The sequence below is a fragment of the Baaleninema sp. genome (assembly GCF_049974805.1).
Lineage (GTDB): Bacteria > Cyanobacteriota > Cyanobacteriia > Cyanobacteriales > Geitlerinemataceae > Baaleninema.
This window is the reverse complement of sequence record NZ_JBNGCO010000062.1, coordinates 12,087-28,263: the sequence shown is the minus strand read 5'-3', so window position 1 is coordinate 28,263 and position 16,177 is coordinate 12,087. Positions and strand designations below refer to the sequence as shown.

The 16,177-nt window shown below is 53.4% G+C and carries 17 protein-coding genes; 13 read left to right on the top strand and 4 right to left on the bottom strand.

The genetic code is table 11. The features are described 5' to 3' along the window. The first annotated feature begins 53 nt into the window (after positions 1–53). The 4 genes from ACP5D4_RS13090 to ACP5D4_RS13075 all read left to right on the top strand — a co-directional run bounded on the left by ACP5D4_RS13090 (position 54) and on the right by ACP5D4_RS13075 (position 3,739). On the top strand, positions 54–176 hold the full coding sequence (locus tag ACP5D4_RS13090; protein WP_428012068.1) for a hypothetical protein: 123 nt from the start codon (positions 54–56) through the stop codon (positions 174–176). 2 nt (positions 177–178) lie between these two features. Then, positions 179–1,411 (top strand): hypothetical protein, encoded by a 1,233-nt coding sequence (locus ACP5D4_RS13085; protein WP_428012067.1) that lies wholly within the window; start codon positions 179–181, stop codon positions 1,409–1,411. A gap of 291 nt (positions 1,412–1,702) precedes the next feature. After that, entirely contained in the window at positions 1,703–2,905 is a 1,203-nt protein-coding gene (locus ACP5D4_RS13080) for a Coenzyme F420 hydrogenase/dehydrogenase, beta subunit C-terminal domain (RefSeq protein WP_428012066.1), read from the top strand. 237 nt (positions 2,906–3,142) lie between these two features. Next, positions 3,143–3,739 (top strand): hypothetical protein, encoded by a 597-nt coding sequence (locus ACP5D4_RS13075; protein ID WP_428012065.1) that lies wholly within the window; start codon positions 3,143–3,145, stop codon positions 3,737–3,739. 29 nt (positions 3,740–3,768) lie between these two features. Here the strand turns inward: ACP5D4_RS13075 and ACP5D4_RS13070 are convergent, their stop codons facing one another. Together ACP5D4_RS13070 and ACP5D4_RS13065 are read right to left on the bottom strand one after the other, a co-directional pair. Then, positions 3,769–5,211, bottom strand: a complete 1,443-nt coding sequence (locus tag ACP5D4_RS13070; protein WP_428012064.1) for a DEAD/DEAH box helicase — start codon at positions 5,209–5,211, stop codon at positions 3,769–3,771. A 265-nt stretch (positions 5,212–5,476) separates the two neighbouring features. Further along, the gene (locus tag ACP5D4_RS13065; RefSeq protein ID WP_428012063.1) at positions 5,477–5,821 is read right to left on the bottom strand and encodes a hypothetical protein; all 345 of its coding nucleotides are present in this window, start codon (positions 5,819–5,821) and stop codon (positions 5,477–5,479) included. Positions 5,822–5,829: 8 nt separating this feature from the next. Here ACP5D4_RS13065 and ACP5D4_RS13060 point away from each other — a divergent pair, with 8 nt between their 5' ends. Then, positions 5,830–7,416, top strand: coding sequence for a glucose-6-phosphate isomerase (locus ACP5D4_RS13060; RefSeq protein ID WP_428012062.1), 1,587 nt, complete (start codon positions 5,830–5,832; stop codon positions 7,414–7,416). A 211-nt stretch (positions 7,417–7,627) separates the two neighbouring features. Then, entirely contained in the window at positions 7,628–8,284 is a 657-nt protein-coding gene (locus tag ACP5D4_RS13055) for a response regulator transcription factor (RefSeq protein WP_428012061.1), read from the top strand. A 116-nt stretch (positions 8,285–8,400) separates the two neighbouring features. On the opposite strand, the gene ACP5D4_RS13050 is transcribed toward ACP5D4_RS13055, so the two are convergent. Continuing rightward, positions 8,401–9,177: a transposase gene (locus ACP5D4_RS13050; RefSeq protein WP_428012060.1), complete on the bottom strand. Its 777-nt coding sequence runs from the start codon at positions 9,175–9,177 to the stop codon at positions 8,401–8,403. Positions 9,178–9,886: 709 nt separating this feature from the next. Here ACP5D4_RS13050 and ACP5D4_RS13045 point away from each other — a divergent pair. The 7 genes from ACP5D4_RS13045 to ACP5D4_RS13015 all read left to right on the top strand — a co-directional run bounded on the left by ACP5D4_RS13045 (position 9,887) and on the right by ACP5D4_RS13015 (position 15,630). Beyond that, on the top strand, positions 9,887–10,576 hold the full coding sequence (locus tag ACP5D4_RS13045; protein ID WP_428012059.1) for a TrmH family RNA methyltransferase: 690 nt from the start codon (positions 9,887–9,889) through the stop codon (positions 10,574–10,576). A 95-nt stretch (positions 10,577–10,671) separates the two neighbouring features. After that, positions 10,672–11,337, top strand: coding sequence for a DUF2301 domain-containing membrane protein (locus tag ACP5D4_RS13040; protein WP_428012058.1), 666 nt, complete (start codon positions 10,672–10,674; stop codon positions 11,335–11,337). Next, positions 11,337–12,476, top strand: a complete 1,140-nt coding sequence (dprA, locus tag ACP5D4_RS13035; RefSeq protein ID WP_428012057.1) for a DNA-processing protein DprA — start codon at positions 11,337–11,339, stop codon at positions 12,474–12,476. Before ACP5D4_RS13040 ends, dprA begins: the two co-directional genes overlap by 1 nt. Positions 12,477–12,537: 61 nt before the next feature. Continuing rightward, the gene (gene surE / locus ACP5D4_RS13030; protein WP_428012056.1) at positions 12,538–13,338 is read left to right on the top strand and encodes a 5'/3'-nucleotidase SurE; all 801 of its coding nucleotides are present in this window, start codon (positions 12,538–12,540) and stop codon (positions 13,336–13,338) included. A gap of 134 nt (positions 13,339–13,472) precedes the next feature. Beyond that, positions 13,473–14,510 (top strand): NADP(H)-dependent aldo-keto reductase, encoded by a 1,038-nt coding sequence (locus ACP5D4_RS13025; RefSeq protein ID WP_428012055.1) that lies wholly within the window; start codon positions 13,473–13,475, stop codon positions 14,508–14,510. A 114-nt stretch (positions 14,511–14,624) separates the two neighbouring features. Continuing rightward, entirely contained in the window at positions 14,625–14,753 is a 129-nt protein-coding gene (locus tag ACP5D4_RS13020) for a hypothetical protein (protein ID WP_428012054.1), read from the top strand. A gap of 94 nt (positions 14,754–14,847) precedes the next feature. Continuing rightward, complete coding sequence (locus ACP5D4_RS13015; protein ID WP_428012053.1) at positions 14,848–15,630, top strand: hypothetical protein; 783 nt, start codon at positions 14,848–14,850, stop codon at positions 15,628–15,630. Between the two features lie 46 nt (positions 15,631–15,676). Here ACP5D4_RS13015 and ACP5D4_RS13010 read toward each other — a convergent pair whose 3' ends face one another. Further along, on the bottom strand, positions 15,677–16,174 hold the full coding sequence (locus tag ACP5D4_RS13010) for an ureidoglycolate lyase (RefSeq protein ID WP_428012052.1): 498 nt from the start codon (positions 16,172–16,174) through the stop codon (positions 15,677–15,679). Between the last annotated feature and the right edge of the window lie 3 nt (positions 16,175–16,177).

Here is a 16,177-nt window from a genome sequence, read left to right as displayed (position 1 = left end):
TTACGGTCAAGCCGCCCTAGAAGGGCGGGGTTTTAAACCCAAAATTTTTGATAATGGAGACGAGCGGATTTGAGGAAATTGTTAAATGGGGAGGTTTACAAGGATCGAGTCACAGAGATGGCGTCGCTTTCTCGGTGTTGGAACTCTCGCCGTCGCCTTGGGCGGCGTTACCCTAAGTTTGGCCGCGTCAACCTTTGGCTTTGCAGGCAGCAACGGCTATAACGGCAGCAGCGGACGCCAGGGACGACCGGGAACCTCGGAAACCCTGGTTCTCGACGGGACATCCACCTCTATTTCCTTAATTGGGAGAGATGGCGGGGACGGAGGCGACGGCGGCGACGGAGGAGATGCCTATAACTGCATTCAACCGGAAGACGTCCCTTACGATTTGCAGGGGGCGAAAGGCGGCGACGGGGGCGATGGGGGAAACGGGGGTGATGGCGGACGGGGAGGTTCGCTGACGGTGTACTATCGCGATCGCGCCGATTTGCGACAGATTGAGGTGGACGCTTCGGGCGGACGGGGCGGTTACGGCGGACGGGGCGGTTCTGGCGGTCGGGGATGTCGCTGTCGCGATTGGAGTTGGGAAGTCGACGATCGCCGCTATTACTGCGACCCTGGCGAACGGGGAGAGCGTGGCTACAGCGGACGAGATGGAGTCGATGGCGAACCCGGTCAATTGAGCTTGGTTGAAGGTGACGAGCCGCTTCCGCCCGAACAGCCTGCGATCGAACTGAGTTTATCGCAACTGGGAACTCGAACCGTCGAGTTAACGAAAGATATTTGGAACCTCCGACGGGGGGCGAGAAGTTTACTCGCACCCGGTTCGGTAGTAGACGACGAATATCGGGAATTTGTCGAACGCCTCGAAAAAGTTGTAGAAGTGGTTTGGAGTGCCGATCGCCCCATTTCCGACTTTGAAGACGTTCCCGTGACGCTTTCGCTAAACGAGGAAGGGTTCGTCAACGCCGATTTTTCTGAGGAACTCTGGATTGACGGAGACGCCACGCAAACGAGCGATCGCGTTACCTATAACGTCAACCATGCCATTCTCGCCAGCGAAGCCACAGAGTTAAATGTTGCCAACGTCGTTACGAACGCCAATAATCTAGAGTTGGCGTTGGTGGATTTGGCGCAACAATCCCATTTAATTACAACGCAATTTCGCCTCGAGTATCGATCGACCTCTCGATTTGACAATCGCCGCCCCCGCACCCGCTACGAAGGCGAAATTCCCCCGGAACTCGTCACCCAAAACTTCAACCGTTTCACCATCGATTTATCTGGCTTGCCGATTGAAGAACAATACCTGAGATCGGGCATCGGCGTCGAACTCGACATCACCGCCATTCGCGAATTCGCCGGACATCAAGCCGAACAAACTCTTCGCTGGACTGGGGAAATTCGCTGATGAGGGGATAAGGGGATGAGGGGATGAAGGGATGATGGGAGGGTGAGTCGGTGTGCGTCGTTGAGATGCGTAGGGTGCTGTGACGCGGGCAGAAAAAGGAAGCCGAAGTCAGAACAATTGACCTTACCGCGTCACGCACCGCCCCCAACCGATCGATTCGTAGGGTGTGGTGTTTCCTCATCACCTCATTCCCTCACCTCATCACCTCGATCGTACCCTCACCTCCTCATCCCATCATCACCGAAAGGGCTACTCTAGATAAAGGACGTTTGAGAGACTGAATTTAACAAAATGACTGCGGTTAACCCCACCAAGCATCGCAAAGCCAAGGCACTCAAACCGGGAAGCCGTCGCCCCGCCAAGGAACTCTGTAGCGAGTGCGGCCTCTGCGATACCTATTACATCCATTACGTTAAAGAAGCCTGCGCCTTTATCAACCAACAGTTCGATAACCTAGAAGTTCAAAGTCACGGACGGGTTCGCCATCTCGAGAACGAACTCGAACTGTATTTCGGCGTTCATCAAGATATGATGGCCGCCCGTAAGAAAGAACCCATCGAAGGGGCGCAGTGGACGGGAATCGTCAGCACGATCGCCTGTGAAATGCTGAATTCGGGGAAAGTCGAGGGCGTCGTCTGCGTGCAGAATTCCCCGGACGATCGCTTTCAACCGATGCCCGTCATCGCCCGGACGCCAGAAGAGGTGTTAGCCGCCCGCGTCAACAAACCGACGCTTTCTCCCAATTTATCGGTGTTGGAGCAAATCGAACAGTCGGGAATGAAGCGGTTGTTGGTGATTGGCGTCGGCTGTCAGATTCAGGCGTTGCGGGCGGTTGAAGACAAGCTGGGGTTGGAAAAACTCTACGTTCTGGGAACCCCTTGCGTGGATAACGTCACCCGCGAAGGCTTGCAAAAGTTCCTCGAAACCACCAGTAAATCGCCGGATACGGTGGTGCATTACGAGTTCATGCAGGATTTCCGCATTCATTTCAAACACGAAGACGGATCGATCGAAACGGTTCCTTTTTTCGGGTTGAACACGAAGGAACTCAAGGACGTTTTCGCCCCCTCTTGTATGAGTTGTTTTGATTACGTCAACGGTTTAGCCGATCTCGTGGTGGGTTACATGGGGGCGCCGTTTCGCTGGCAGTGGCTGGTGGTTCGCAACGACACGGGGCAAGAAATGCTCGATTTGGTGAAACCGCAACTGGACACGCAATCGGTGTCTTCGAGTGGCGATCGCCGTCAAGCGGTACAACAAAGCATCCCCGCTTACGATAAAGGCGTTACGCTTCCCATGTGGGCGGCGAAACTCATGGGCGTCGTCATCGAACGAGTCGGACCCAAAGGACTGGAATACGCCCGGTTTTCCATCGACTCCCACTTTACCCGCAACTATCTTTACGTCAAACGCAACCACCCCGAAAAACTGGAAGCCCACGTTCCGACGTTCGCCAAACGTATCGTGAGTCAATATCAACTCCCCAAGGAGTGATGAGGAGGTGATGAGGTGAGGAGATGATGAGGCTTAGTGGTGCAGAAAAGTCCTGAAACCCTTGTTAAAAAAGATATCGCCGTATTAAAGGGTTGACCCCCAAATCTCAGATCGCTCAATGGCTGCCGGGGATCTGTGCTTCAGATACATATTTGATGTATTTTGTCAAGCCCCAAATCTCGAAAAGTTTTCTGCACCACTGAGGGCGAGGAGATGATGAGTTGAGGAGGTGGGGAGATGATGAAAATTTCCCCTTGTCCCTCTCGACTCTTCACTCTACCCTCTACCCTCTTCACTAAAAAAGCTCCGGTGGGGCGACTGGCACTCGATCGCGATCGAACGAATAATGGAAACAGGAAACTTCAGTCCCCGAGGCAGGAAACTCCCGTCTCAATTCGGCCGTATTGCCAGCAAGGAGAAGACGACATGAACACCACCTTCCATATTTTGGTTGAAGGGAACCCCGCGATCCTGTATGCCAGTCGCAACGGTAGTCCGGAAAAGGTTCTGCCGAAGCTCGATCGCTTTTTAGAAAAGTTTTGGGACGAACGGGAAACTGCTGGGGAACACCGACACACCCCCGAATGTCTCTTGGCGCAAATCGTGGTACGGTTCGGCTTTGAAATTTGCGAAGATGACTTTTCTAATCTCCGTGTCGGTCTGAACTACGATCGCGATGTGGATTACCTCTATTGGGTGTCCACGAAGGGCGAGGGCGACACAGAATCTTTCGAGGTGAGCGTGTGGGTTCCCGAAGAAGGATACCGCGAAAATCCCAATTTGGGCTTGAAAGAATGCCGCAAATTGGAAGGTTCGCCGTATCAAGTGGTCTAGTTGCCCGTTAACCTGAGTTCGCCCAGGATTTAACGCTTGTAACGGCGGGGGCGAGAACTGCGAGAATTGTATCGGCGCTTGCCTCCGCCTTTACGCCGTTTGGAACGGTGCATCATGCGTTCGACTTCCTTGGAACTGAAGCCGATGCGACTCGGTCCGCCGACGGGTTGGCGATCGAGCAACATAGACAAGGCTTTACAGGCGATTTGCGACAAATCGACTTCTTCCTCGAGTTGTTGCAACAACTCCACCGCTTCTTCGTCGATATGTTGGTGTTGCAACTTGCCTAACAGTTCGGCTTGATACTGTTTTTTGGCCTGGTTGATGGTCGGAATTTCTTCGTACACCATCGGCGCACCGGAAGTATGCATGATGCGGGTGAGTTTCTTGAACTCCAACGGCGTCACCAGGGTAATCGCCGTACCCTTGCGTCCAGCGCGTCCCGTGCGTCCGATGCGGTGAACGTAGCTTTCCGGGTCGAAGGGAATGTGATAGTTAAAAACGTGAGTCACGTCGTTAATATCGAGACCCCGCGCCGCCACGTCCGTAGCGATGAGTAAATCGATGCGACCTTTCTTGAAGCTGTCGATGGCTTCGTTGCGCTGTCGCTGCTGCATATCGCCGTGGAGGGAACTGGCGGCGTACCCCCGAGATACCAGCGTCGTACAGAGCATATCGGTTTCCTTCTTCGTCCGACAGAAGATCAACGCCTTATTGGGGGATTCCGTATCGATCAGTCGAACCAGGGCTTCTTCCCGTTCCCGCTCCTCGAGAACGTAGTAACGTTGAGTAATATCGACGTTGGTGGTCGCACCGCCTTTCGGCGTCACGTCGATGGAAACCGGGTCTTTGAGAATTTTCTTAGCTAACTGACGAATCGCCGGGGGAACCGTCGCCGAAAACAGCAACGTCTGACGTTCTTCCGGTAAATACTTGAAAATCTGATCGATATCGTCGAGGAAGCCCATATCGAGCATTTCGTCCGCTTCGTCGAGAATGACGATCGAAGGGTTAAACGACTCCAAACGCTTCGATTTCAGGTGATCGAGCAAGCGTCCCGGCGTCGCCGTGACCACTTGCGCCCCGCGTCGGATCAAACTCACTTGGCGATCGATGGACTGACCGCCGTACACGGCCACGGTACGAATCCCATCGTAGCGTCCGAGGCGATAGAGTTCGTCGCTAACTTGGGAAGCTAACTCGCGGGTGGGAACGATAACGAGAACTTCGACAGAATTGGAGTGTTTCACCGCGTTCATGGCGGGGAGTCCGAAGGCGGCGGTTTTTCCCGTTCCCGTCTGCGCCCGCGCCACGACATCGCGCCCTCCTAAAATAATGGGGATCGCTTCTTGCTGAATCGGACTCGGGGCGCGAAATCCAGCTTCGCGAATTCCGTTCAAGATTTCCGGACGGAGTCCGAAATCATCAAACGTCTGATGTTGCATCTGGTCGGCTGTGGTCTGTGGTGTCATGCAAACGCTAAAATTTTGACAAGGGTGTAGTAAAACGCTTTCAAGCTTGACGCTTTCCAGCGTGCGAACGAGAAGCTGAGGTCAACGGAAGACCGGCGGGAAGTGTAAACAGTCGGTGGCTGCGACGCGATCGATCGATCGATCGCTATCCAGGCTGCTGTTATCTCGCTATCCGTTGGTTTCCGCTCAGCCCCCGGTGTTCTGAACCCTTCGGGGGGGTACGCACGCGGCGTGCGTCTGTTCGGTCTGACCATGCTATAGCGTTTCACCTCACACCGTCCCCAGCAACTTTGAGTCGGCGATCGAAACCGCCAGAGCGCATTTCGCAGAGCGGACGGGGCATCCAGTCCGGCGCGACGGTGCGTCCTGCCGTTTTCAAAGGTTTTCGGGCGAGTGACCAACCCAGTGGTGGTTTAGATACACCACCCCTTCCATGATAATGGGAATTCCCATTTTTCTGTAAAGGTTTTTGCGGCAGAGCGTTGCAAATGCCGTGATACGCTAAGGGAGAGTCTCGCACCGTCGCACTCGTCACAACTGCGGCGATCTCGTCAGAGACAGCGCGGGAGGCGGGAACAGTCGCACCGAGAACGAAATCGATAGAGGTCAAACGACTTTATGGATGCCGCTACGCTCTGGGAACGTTATCGAAACTGGCTTTATTATCACGAAGAATTAGGAATTTACGTCGATGTCAGTCGTGTAGACTTCGACGAGGGGTTAGTCGATCGCCTGAAACCGAAGTTCGACAAGGCGTTTCGCGATATGGCTGCCCTGGAAAGCGGCGCGATCGCCAACCCGGACGAAAACCGTATGGTCGGTCATTATTGGTTGCGCGATCCCGATTTAGCCCCGACCCCAGACATCAAAGCGGAAATTACCGACACCATCGAACAAATTGAAGCCTTCGTGGAGGAGGTACGTGCAGGTAAAATTCGCCCGCCCCAGGGCGATCGATTTACGGATATCCTGTCGATCGGGATCGGCGGTTCGGCATTAGGACCGGAGTTCGTCGCCGACGCCCTGGCACCGATAGACGCCCCCCTCGACATTCACTTTATCGACAACACCGACCCGGCGGGGATCGATCGAACCCTCAAGCAATTAAGCGATCGACTCGATCGCACCCTGGTCATCGTCATTTCCAAATCCGGCGGCACCCCCGAAACCCGCAACGGAATGCTAGAAGTGCAACAGGCCTTCGCCCAACGGGGTCTGGACTTCTCCAAACAGGCCATCGCCATTACCGGAATCGACAGCAAACTCGATCGCACCGCCCAAAAAGAAGGCTGGATTACCCGCTTTCCGATGGCGGACTGGGTAGGGGGTCGTACCTCCGAACTCTCCTCCGTCGGACTTCCCGCCGCCGCCCTGCAAGGCATCGACATTCGCGCCCTTCTCGCCGGGGCGCGGGAAATGGACGCCGCCACCCGCATCCCCGACATCAAAACCAACCCCGCCGCCCTTCTGGCCTTAGCCTGGTATCACGCGGGGAACGGTCAAGGGGAAAAAGACATGGTGGTACTGCCCTACAAAGATTCCCTGTTATTGTTCAGCCGCTACCTGCAACAACTGGTAATGGAATCGTTAGGGAAAGAAAAAGACCTCGACGGTAACATCGTCCATCAAGGCATCGCCGTTTACGGGAATAAAGGCTCCACCGACCAACACGCCTACGTCCAGCAGTTACGAGAAGGGGTCGCCAACTTTTTCGTCACCTTTATCGAAGTTCTCGAAGACCGAGAAGGAGACTCTCCCGAACTCGAACCCGGCATCACCTCCGGAGACTACCTGTCAGGATTCCTGCAAGGCACTCGACAAGCCCTGTTCGAGAACGGTCGCGGTTCGATTACCGTCACCGTTCCCCGCGTCAGTCCCCGGTCTGTCGGGGCGTTGATTGCCCTGTACGAGCGGGCGGTGGGGCTGTATGCGTCGCTGATTAACGTCAACGCCTACCACCAACCGGGAGTCGAAGCCGGGAAGAAAGCCGCCGCCGCCGTGTTGGACTTGCAAAAACAAGCCATCGAAGTTCTTCGGTCTGCCGGAAAACCCATGACCTTGGAGGAGATTTCCGAAAAAGTGGGTCGTCCCCAAGAGGTGGAGACCATTTACAAAATCCTGCGTCACTTGCACGCCAACCAACGCGGCATTACCTTAGTGGGAAATCTCGGTCGGCCGTCGAGCTTGCAAGCGTCGGCGGTTTGAGAGAGAGCGCACAGACGAACCTAGGGACAGTGCGATCGAACCTTAAATCTCGATTCCACCCGCTGGCTTGGGAACATAAAAACGGGTTCTCTGCACTCTAGGTTCGGTTCTTGTTAAATTTAGTCTAATTCGATCGAGTCTAATTCGATCGAGTCTAATTTGTTGTCCACTGGACGCTGTTTCGTATTGGGTCGAACCAGACCCCTCACTCATGCCGCTGACAATTTTAGTTGTAGATGACGATCCGGGAACGCGCCTCTCGATCGCCGACTACTTAGAGATATCGGGTTATTCGGCTGTTCCGGCGGCCAACGGTCGCGAAGCCTTGGAACTCGTTAACAAATACCAACCCCATTTAATCGTCACCGACGCCATCATGCCGAAAATGGACGGGTTTGAACTCGTCCGTCAGGTTCGCCAACAACCGGCCTTTCGTCTGCTTCCGGTGATTTTTTTAACGGCTCGAAACGAAGTCGAAGATAGGATTCGGGGCTATCAGTTGGGAATCGATTTGTATATGCCCAAACCGTTTGAGTTGGAAGAACTCGGCGCGGTGGTGCGGAATTTTTTAGACCGTTATACGATGGTGGGCCATGCCTCGCAATCCCAGCGATCGCCCACTTCTTCCGAAGGGGAAGAACGCCGAGATAACTCGGTGGCGTTGGAGCCGGAAATCGACTTAACGCCTCGGGAACGGGAAGTTCTCGAGTTGTTGGCTCAAGGTTTGTCGAACGTTCAAATTGGCGATCGCATTTTTTTGAGTCCTCGAACGATTGAAAAATACGTGAGTAATTTGTTGCGAAAAACGGATACTGCCAATCGATCGGAATTAGTCAGGTTTGCGATCGAACATCATTTGTTAAGTTAAAATCTTGAGGTAAATTCGAGAAATCAGGGATTTTGAGAAGGCGAATTTTTTGGTTTTGCGTCAAATTTCGAGAAACCGGGTTTCTTGAAGATGAAGAAACCTGGTTTTGGGTGAAGTTAGTTGTTATCTAAAAGTTGCTCGAACGCCGTCAGAGATTCAATGGAAATCGCCTGTCTGTGAAGTTGTTTGAGTTGGGTGACATCCGCGATCTGATGGATGCGATCGACCAATTCAGTAGGGACGCGCTCGAACCGTGCAGTCAGTACATCTAGAATGGACTCCAAAATCCCCTCTTGAAGACCTTCCTGGCGTCCTTCCTGGCGTCCTTCCTGGCGTCCTTCCTGGCGTCCTTCCTGGCGTCCTTCTTCACGCCCCCGTTCGATCGCGCGAAGCTCGATATTACTCAAAATCGGCATTTTTCGTTCCTCCTGATAATTGCGGAGTTTGGTATCAAAACTGTCTTGCAAGGCTTGAGGAAGCGTCATCATCCAGTCTAGCAACCGAAAGAACTTGATGATGTCTTTTTCAGTATAGCCTCGCTCGTAGAGAAGTTGAACCAAATGCCATTTCCAGGTTTCTCGTTCCTGCGCCTTGTTGTTGGTGGCTTTAGTTTTCAGATGCGCCATCACCAGTAACGCGAAAGGATTCGATTCCCGTTCGAGTGCGTCCCACTGAGGCTCGTAGTCGAGCAGTTTGGCGGTGGGGAATTCAAAACAAACGGAACAGCCTCCGAGTTCGTAACGGTAGGTTTGGGGACGCCAAGACGGTCGATCGTCCCCTAAAATTGCTAGACTGATGACTTTTTTGTGAAGGTCGAAGGAGCGATAGTGGTAGATATACATTCGCTCGCTAAACTCGATGTCTTCTTGACTCTGGACTTCGATATGAATCAAGATATAGGCGTCTTCGCCGTTGCGCTGCCAAACTTGAAAGAGTTTGTCTCCTTCTCGTTCGCCACTGTTGGCGCTGGGGCTGATTTGTTGCAGTTCTTTGTCTAAGGATTGATAGTCTCTCGTCCAGTCTATCAGGACGTGAACTTGAGGAAAGAAAAATTCTAAGAAAGACTCGAGATAGTCTTCTATGGCTTCTTTCCAGGGTTGGTCGTAATTGGCGTTTGGCGTTTGGCGTTTTCAAGGTTTTAAATAAAAAGCGTTTTCTACTTTTTATTATAGTCAATTTGGATTGCATTTTTAAATAGCAAAAAATGGTTAATTTTTTAAGTTTTTTGCCGCGCCGCGATATTTAGGGTTTTATTTTAACATAAAATCAGCGAATAATATTTCATTTGTTTTAACTACATTTAAACAAATGAAATATGGCTTTATGGAAATTAAAAAGTCAACAATTTTATGTATCAAACATATTGATTTAAATATCAAAATTTCTAGCTTAGCAAAAAATATATTCGCAAAATAGCAAATAAGATTCCTACCATCTTGGATATGCCAGGAATCTGGATAGAATAATTGAGGGAATAAAATTCGATCGAGGCGACAAAACGAACAACTTGACACGATCGCCCCTAAAGAAACAAAAAACCGAAAAAGTATCTTGCGACTCAATATTGACTATAATAAAACCGTACATTAAGCCGATATTTGAATGGAGTTCTCCCTCAAAAAAGACCTCGTTTCCCATCTCAGTCAGTTCGTCACCGATGCCCGCTGGCAGAAAATGCAAAACGTGCTAAACCAACGCACGCGACAGCTTACCGTGGTTCTCGAGGGAATTCACAAACCCCATAACGCCAGTGCAGTCTTACGCAGTTGCGACGGTTTCGGCGTTCAAGACGTGCATATCGTGGAACGAGACACCGAATTCGATCCCAATCGTCAAGTCAGTATGGGCGCTGATCGCTGGTTGACGCTGCATCGCTACGACGATACCAACGCCAACAATACCGCCACCTGTCTCGATCGCCTCAAAGAAAACGGCTATACGATCGTCGCCACCACCCCCCACAATCCCGATACGACGATCGATCGCGTTCCCGTCACCCAAAAAACCGCGATTTTGTTCGGTTCAGAACTGCGCGGCTTGTCGGATTACGCTTGCAGTCGCGCCGATATTCGGGCGAAAATCCCCATGTACGGATTTAGCGAAAGTTTCAACATTTCCGTCAGTGCGGCGCTGTCGTTGTACGAACTGACGAAACGACTGCGCGGCGAAACCGAAAACTGGCAACTGAGCGATGGCGAAAAACTCGATTTACAACTGGCGTGGCTGCGTCAGTCGATTCGCGCCAGTTCTCAAATCGAAGAAGACTTTTTGACGGCGAAGACGAACGGTTGAACGGACGCCGAGCGCCGAATTTTGTGAACTTTTCTCAATTAACTTAAAATCTCTATAAGTCGAGATTTTCAGCCCGAGACGTTCTCACCCTCACTATGAACGACGCCAACTTAGAACCGCAAATCTATTTCGGACAGTTTGGAACCTACGAAATTACCGATCGCGATCGCTGGGAAGTCCGCATTTATCGCGCCGGATTGCTCGTCGCCGCCCTCTGTTTCGCCGCCGGAACCGGTTTCGTATTCTGGCAAGATAAAATTCCCCTCTCGATCGAAGCCCTGACGCCGCTGTATCTCGTCTTCTGTATCGCACTCGGCGTCAGCCTGCTGACGATTCATATTTATATGGCAGCGTTACATCGCCTGTTGCAGGCGTTTTGGTTAGTAGGGTTCGCCTCGACGATCGATCTGATTTTGCAAAGCGAACATCCCCTCGCCCTCGCCGTGTACGACTACCCCAGCAGCCTGTGGGGAATCGGATTTACCTTCGCCGCCTTAACCGGAATTTTCATTAAAGAAGCCTTCTGTTTCGATCGCTTCGAGACGAAATTCCTCACGCCGCTGGTTCCCCTGCTATTGCTGGGACATCTCAGCGGATGGCTTCCCCAAGACGCCGAACCCGTCTTACTCGGAACCTGGGCGGTGCTGTTTCTCCTGTTCGCCGCCCGTAAAATTCCCCAATCCATCCCCTCAGACATCGGCGACAAAAGCGTATTCGAGCATTTGCGCCAACTCCGTCAAAAACCCGCCTCCGAAGGTTAATGGACGAACGCGCGTATTGGGTAGCTTGGGTGCAAGTGCGGGGCGTCGGTTCGATTTTACTGCGCCGCCTCGACGATCGCTTCGGTTCCCTCGAAGCCGCTTGGCACGCCCCAGCCGGGGAACTCTACAGCATCGAAGGTTTGGGGAAACAAAAAGTCGCCGATATCGTCGAATCGCGATCGAAACTCGATCCCGCCTCCCTCTTCGAGAAACACCTCGAACAAAACCCCCACTTTTGGACGCTTCGCGATGGCGACTACCCCCGCTTACTCAAAGAAATCCCCAACCCGCCGCCGATTCTCTACTATCGCGGCGTTCCCGACGCTAACGAAAACCGGGGCGTAACCCCCACCGTGGCCATCGTCGGAACCCGCCACCCCACCGACTACGGAAGACGCTGGACGCGCCGTTTGAGTCGCGCCCTCACCCAACGGGGATTTACCGTCGTCTCGGGACTCGCCGCCGGAATCGATTCCGAAGCCCACACCGCCTGTCTCGACGCAGGCGGACGCACCATCGCCGTATTCGGAACTGGCGTCGATGTCGTCTATCCCCATCAAAATCGATCGCTCTACCAACGAGTTTTGCAATCCGGGTTAGCCGTCAGCGAATATCCCGCCGGAACCCAACCCGATCGCCAACATTTTCCCCAACGCAACCGCATCATCGCCGGATTGAGTCGCGCCACCCTCGTCACCGAAGCCCCCCACAAATCCGGGGCGCTCATCACCGCCTACGTCGCCAACGATTTCTGCCGCGACGTTTACGCCGTTCCCGGTTCCCTCGACAACGCCAACTCCCGGGGATGTCTGGGGTTGCTCTCGCGGGGGGCGAACTTGGTTCTCGACGAACGACATTTACTAGAAATGTTGGGAAATATGCCCCAGATGGACGTGACGGTGGCGCCGCCAAAGGTTCCCGAACCGATTCCCGCCCCGGTTCCTGTCGCCAAACCCAAACCCAAGTTACCGCCGAATCTCGATCGCGTGTTGGCGGCGATTTCCGGCGAACCCACCGCCCTCGATGTTATCGTCGAACAATCGGGACTCGACGCCAGCATCGTCTTGAGTTCCTTATCTCAGCTAGAATTGTTGGACTTGGTGTCGAACCTGCCGGGGATGCGATACCAACGGCTTTGATAGACTCCTGATTCCCTTCTGATTGGCTTTTTATTCGCTTCTCGTTGACTTTCCCATTTATATGAAACTCCTCATCGGTAACGACGACGGCATTTTTGCGAAAGGCGTGCGGAGTTTGGCCAACGCCCTAGCCGAAGACGGACACGACGTCACTGTAGTTTGCCCCGATCGCGAGCGATCGGCAACGGGTCACAGCCTTACGATGCACCAACCGATTCGCGCCGAACCCGTACAAGCCATGTTTCATCCGGCGGTTCAGGCGTGGTCTTGTTCGGGAACGCCGTCGGATTGCATTAAACTCGCTTTGGGCGCGTTGTTAGACAGTTTTCCCGATTTCGTGTTGGCGGGAATCAACCACGGCGCGAACACCGGAACCGATATTCTCTATTCGGGGACGGTTTCGGCGGCGATGGAAGGCTATATCGAAGGAATTCCCAGCGTGGCGTTCAGCCTCACCAGTTTTACGTCTCAGGAATTCGGTCCGGCGGTGGAGTTCGCGCGATCGTTCGTGAAACAGTGGGGCGATCGACCTCCCAAAACGCCGATGTTGTTAAACGTGAACGTTCCGGCGGTGTCGATCGATCGCATCGCAGGCGTCACCCTGGCCAGACAAGGGGTTCGTCGCTATACCGATGTTTTTCAAAAACGCATCGATCCCCGAGGAAAAACCTACTATTGGTTAGCCGGGGAAGTATTAGAAGAAGTGGACGACGAAAAAGGCGAAAACACAGTTCCCATTGATGTCACCGCCGTCGCCAACCATTACATCACCATTACGCCCCTGCAAGCCAAACTCATTTGTCGCGACAGCTTATCGCAAATGAAACAATGGAAATGGCTAGAAAAACTATCTTTTTCTTGATATAAAAAAACTACTTTTATTGACTTAAAATACCTCCAAGAAAGTAGTTTTTGTTAGCTCCTTATAACAGAATCACAAACATTCCAACCCCTCTGTGTTCTCTGTGTCTCTGTGGTGATTATCCCCTAAAATCCATGAAATTGAATTCTCTCGGAAACAGCGATCTCAAAGTATCCGAAATCTGTCTGGGAACCATGACCTACGGGCAGCAGAACACCATCGAAGACGCCCACCAACAACTAGACATGGCGATCGATCGCGGTGTCAACTTCATCGATACCGCCGAAATGTATCCCGTTCCCGGTCGTGCAGAAACCCAAGGCAGAACCAGCGAATATATCGGGACTTGGTTAACCAAACAACAGCGAGACAAACTCGTGGTTGCCACGAAAGTCGCGGGTCCCACTTCGCGAATGCCCTGGATTCGGGGAAAAGATAGAAAACTCGATCGCCCCAACATCGAAAAAGCGATCGACGACAGCCTCAAACGCCTCCAAACCGATTACATCGATCTCTATCAAATCCACTGGCCCGATCGCTACGTTCCCCTCTTTGGCGCACCTGCCTTCGACCCAAAAAGCGATCGCGAAACCGTCCCCATCCTCGAACAATTACAAGTCTTCAAAGACCTGGTAGACGCCGGAAAAATCCGGTATTTAGGCTTAAGTAACGAAACCCCCTGGGGCGTCTGTCAGTTTTGCCACCTCGCCGACAGCCTGGGACTTCCCCGCGTCGTCTCCATCCAAAACGCCTACAGCCTCCTCAACCGGGAATTTGAAACCGCCCTCGCCGAAACCAGCTATCGGGAAAACGTACCCCTGTTGGCGTACAGCCCCCTCGCCTTCGGCTTCCTCACCGGAAAACACCTCGAGGGAGCCAAAGAAAACTCTCGCGTGGCGTTGTTTCCCGGCTTTGGTAGCCGCTACAGCAAACCCAACGTCGAACCCGCAATTCGGGAATACGTGGCGTTAGCCAAGAAATTCGGACTGTCGCCGACGCAACTGGCGTTAGCCTTCGTTCGTTCTCGCAGCTTCGTCGCCAGTACGATTATTGGGGCGACAACCCTCGAACAATTGCAGGAAAACCTCGATAGCGTCAACGTGGCGTTAACGCCGGAAATGTTAGCTGAAATCGAGGCGGTACATTTGAAATATCCCAATCCCGCACCGTAACACTTTTTGACATACTCCCGCCGTTAATTGCTAAAGCAATCTCTGAGATCCCCGGCATCTTCGAGATGCCGGGGATCTGGCGGGATCTGGCGGGAATTGCCGAGGATTGGGTCCTTGGGCGATGGCCCAGTCAAGTATCGATCGACCGCCACGCCAACCCAGGATGCGATTTCCCCCTTCGCGTTTCCCAAGGCAGACCTCAAGATCGATCGCCAGTTCGAGGGGTCGGACTTTCCCCAATAGAGCGGGACTTTCACCGTGCGGCAGAGCGCCAAAACGCCGAAAAAATGGTACATTAGGCCCTTGTACCCCGTTCGATTTTCCCGAAGACAGTCCCGTGGCTCGAACCTCCTATTCACGACAACTTCTAGACAGCGTGCGAGCGTTCGTGCAACCGCCACCGCCGCGCCGCGCGTCTCGTCGCCAATCCCCGAACCGCCTGCGAGAATGGGGCGGTTGGGCGTTAGCTGCCGTTCTCGGCGCGACGATGTTGCTGTGGAACTGGAAACTTTTCCTGGCCACGGGAATCGGAATGTCCGTGACGGTGGGGGCTTACCTGCTGTCTCAGTCCTCTTGGAAGCTGCGCTGGGCAGACCTGCGCCGTTGGCTGTCCGACTTGAACCGTCCGGTAACCGTGGCGGTTGTGGGTGGGGGACTGGCGACGGTGTCCAGCTACATGGCTGCTGAAATTTGGGCGACGGCGGAAAATCGCTGGATGGCGGGCGGTTCGATTTTGCAAGGATTCGCCACGTTAGGAATTTTACTGCTGTTGGCGTGGCAGACCCTCAGTCGCGTCTCAGGACGAGAAGGGGTGAACCTCAACGCCACGCTCGATCGATTGACGGAAAGCGACCCCCTGAAACAACTGGTAGGGTTGCGAAAACTCGAACGCTGGGTGAGGAACGGAATCCTCGATGGGGCAGAATGTCGCACCATTGGTGAATGTTGTCGGGTGTTGTTGGCGCGAGAACTCGATCCCGTAGTACGAGAAGCGGCGTTGGAAACCCTGACGGCGGTGGTCGATCGATCGTCTCCCTCGTTACCGGAAGGGGCAACCGCCGCCATCGATCTCCGTCCCGCGAAAAACGCCACGACGCGGAAACGACGGATTTCACTGTGAATTCACCTCGTTAATTCACGACAAATTCACGACAAATCAACCCACACTAGGGCAAAAGGATCTCGAATTCCAACCCCTCCCGATCGCGAAAATTGTGGGTAAAGTGGTCGGTAAGGTTCGTATCGCTGAGTTCGAGATTGTAGAAATCCATCCTCTCCGCCTCGAAATAGGGGCCGGCGTGCCAAGTTCCCATCTCGAGTTTAAGAAAACAATTTCCCGGCACGAGAAACGCCGCCAATCGATCGATATCCGGTCGAGACTCGGCACTCGGCGGCGCCACAGCAATCAGCCAAGATTTTCCCCCCAACGCCCCCAAACATTGCGTACAGCGAACGTGGCGGGTAATGCGATCGAAACGACGGCCGCGATCGCGCAACCGCATCAAATAAAATCGAGGCGTTCCCTGACTCAGCTCGAGTCGGGCGTCCGTCTCGTCGAACGGTTTCCCGTCCTCCCTGGTAAAAATCGCTTGACCGTAGGGTTGAAAGTTCTCAGGCGTAACCGATCGAACCGTTAACTGGCGCAGTCTTGTCGGTTGACTCATAAT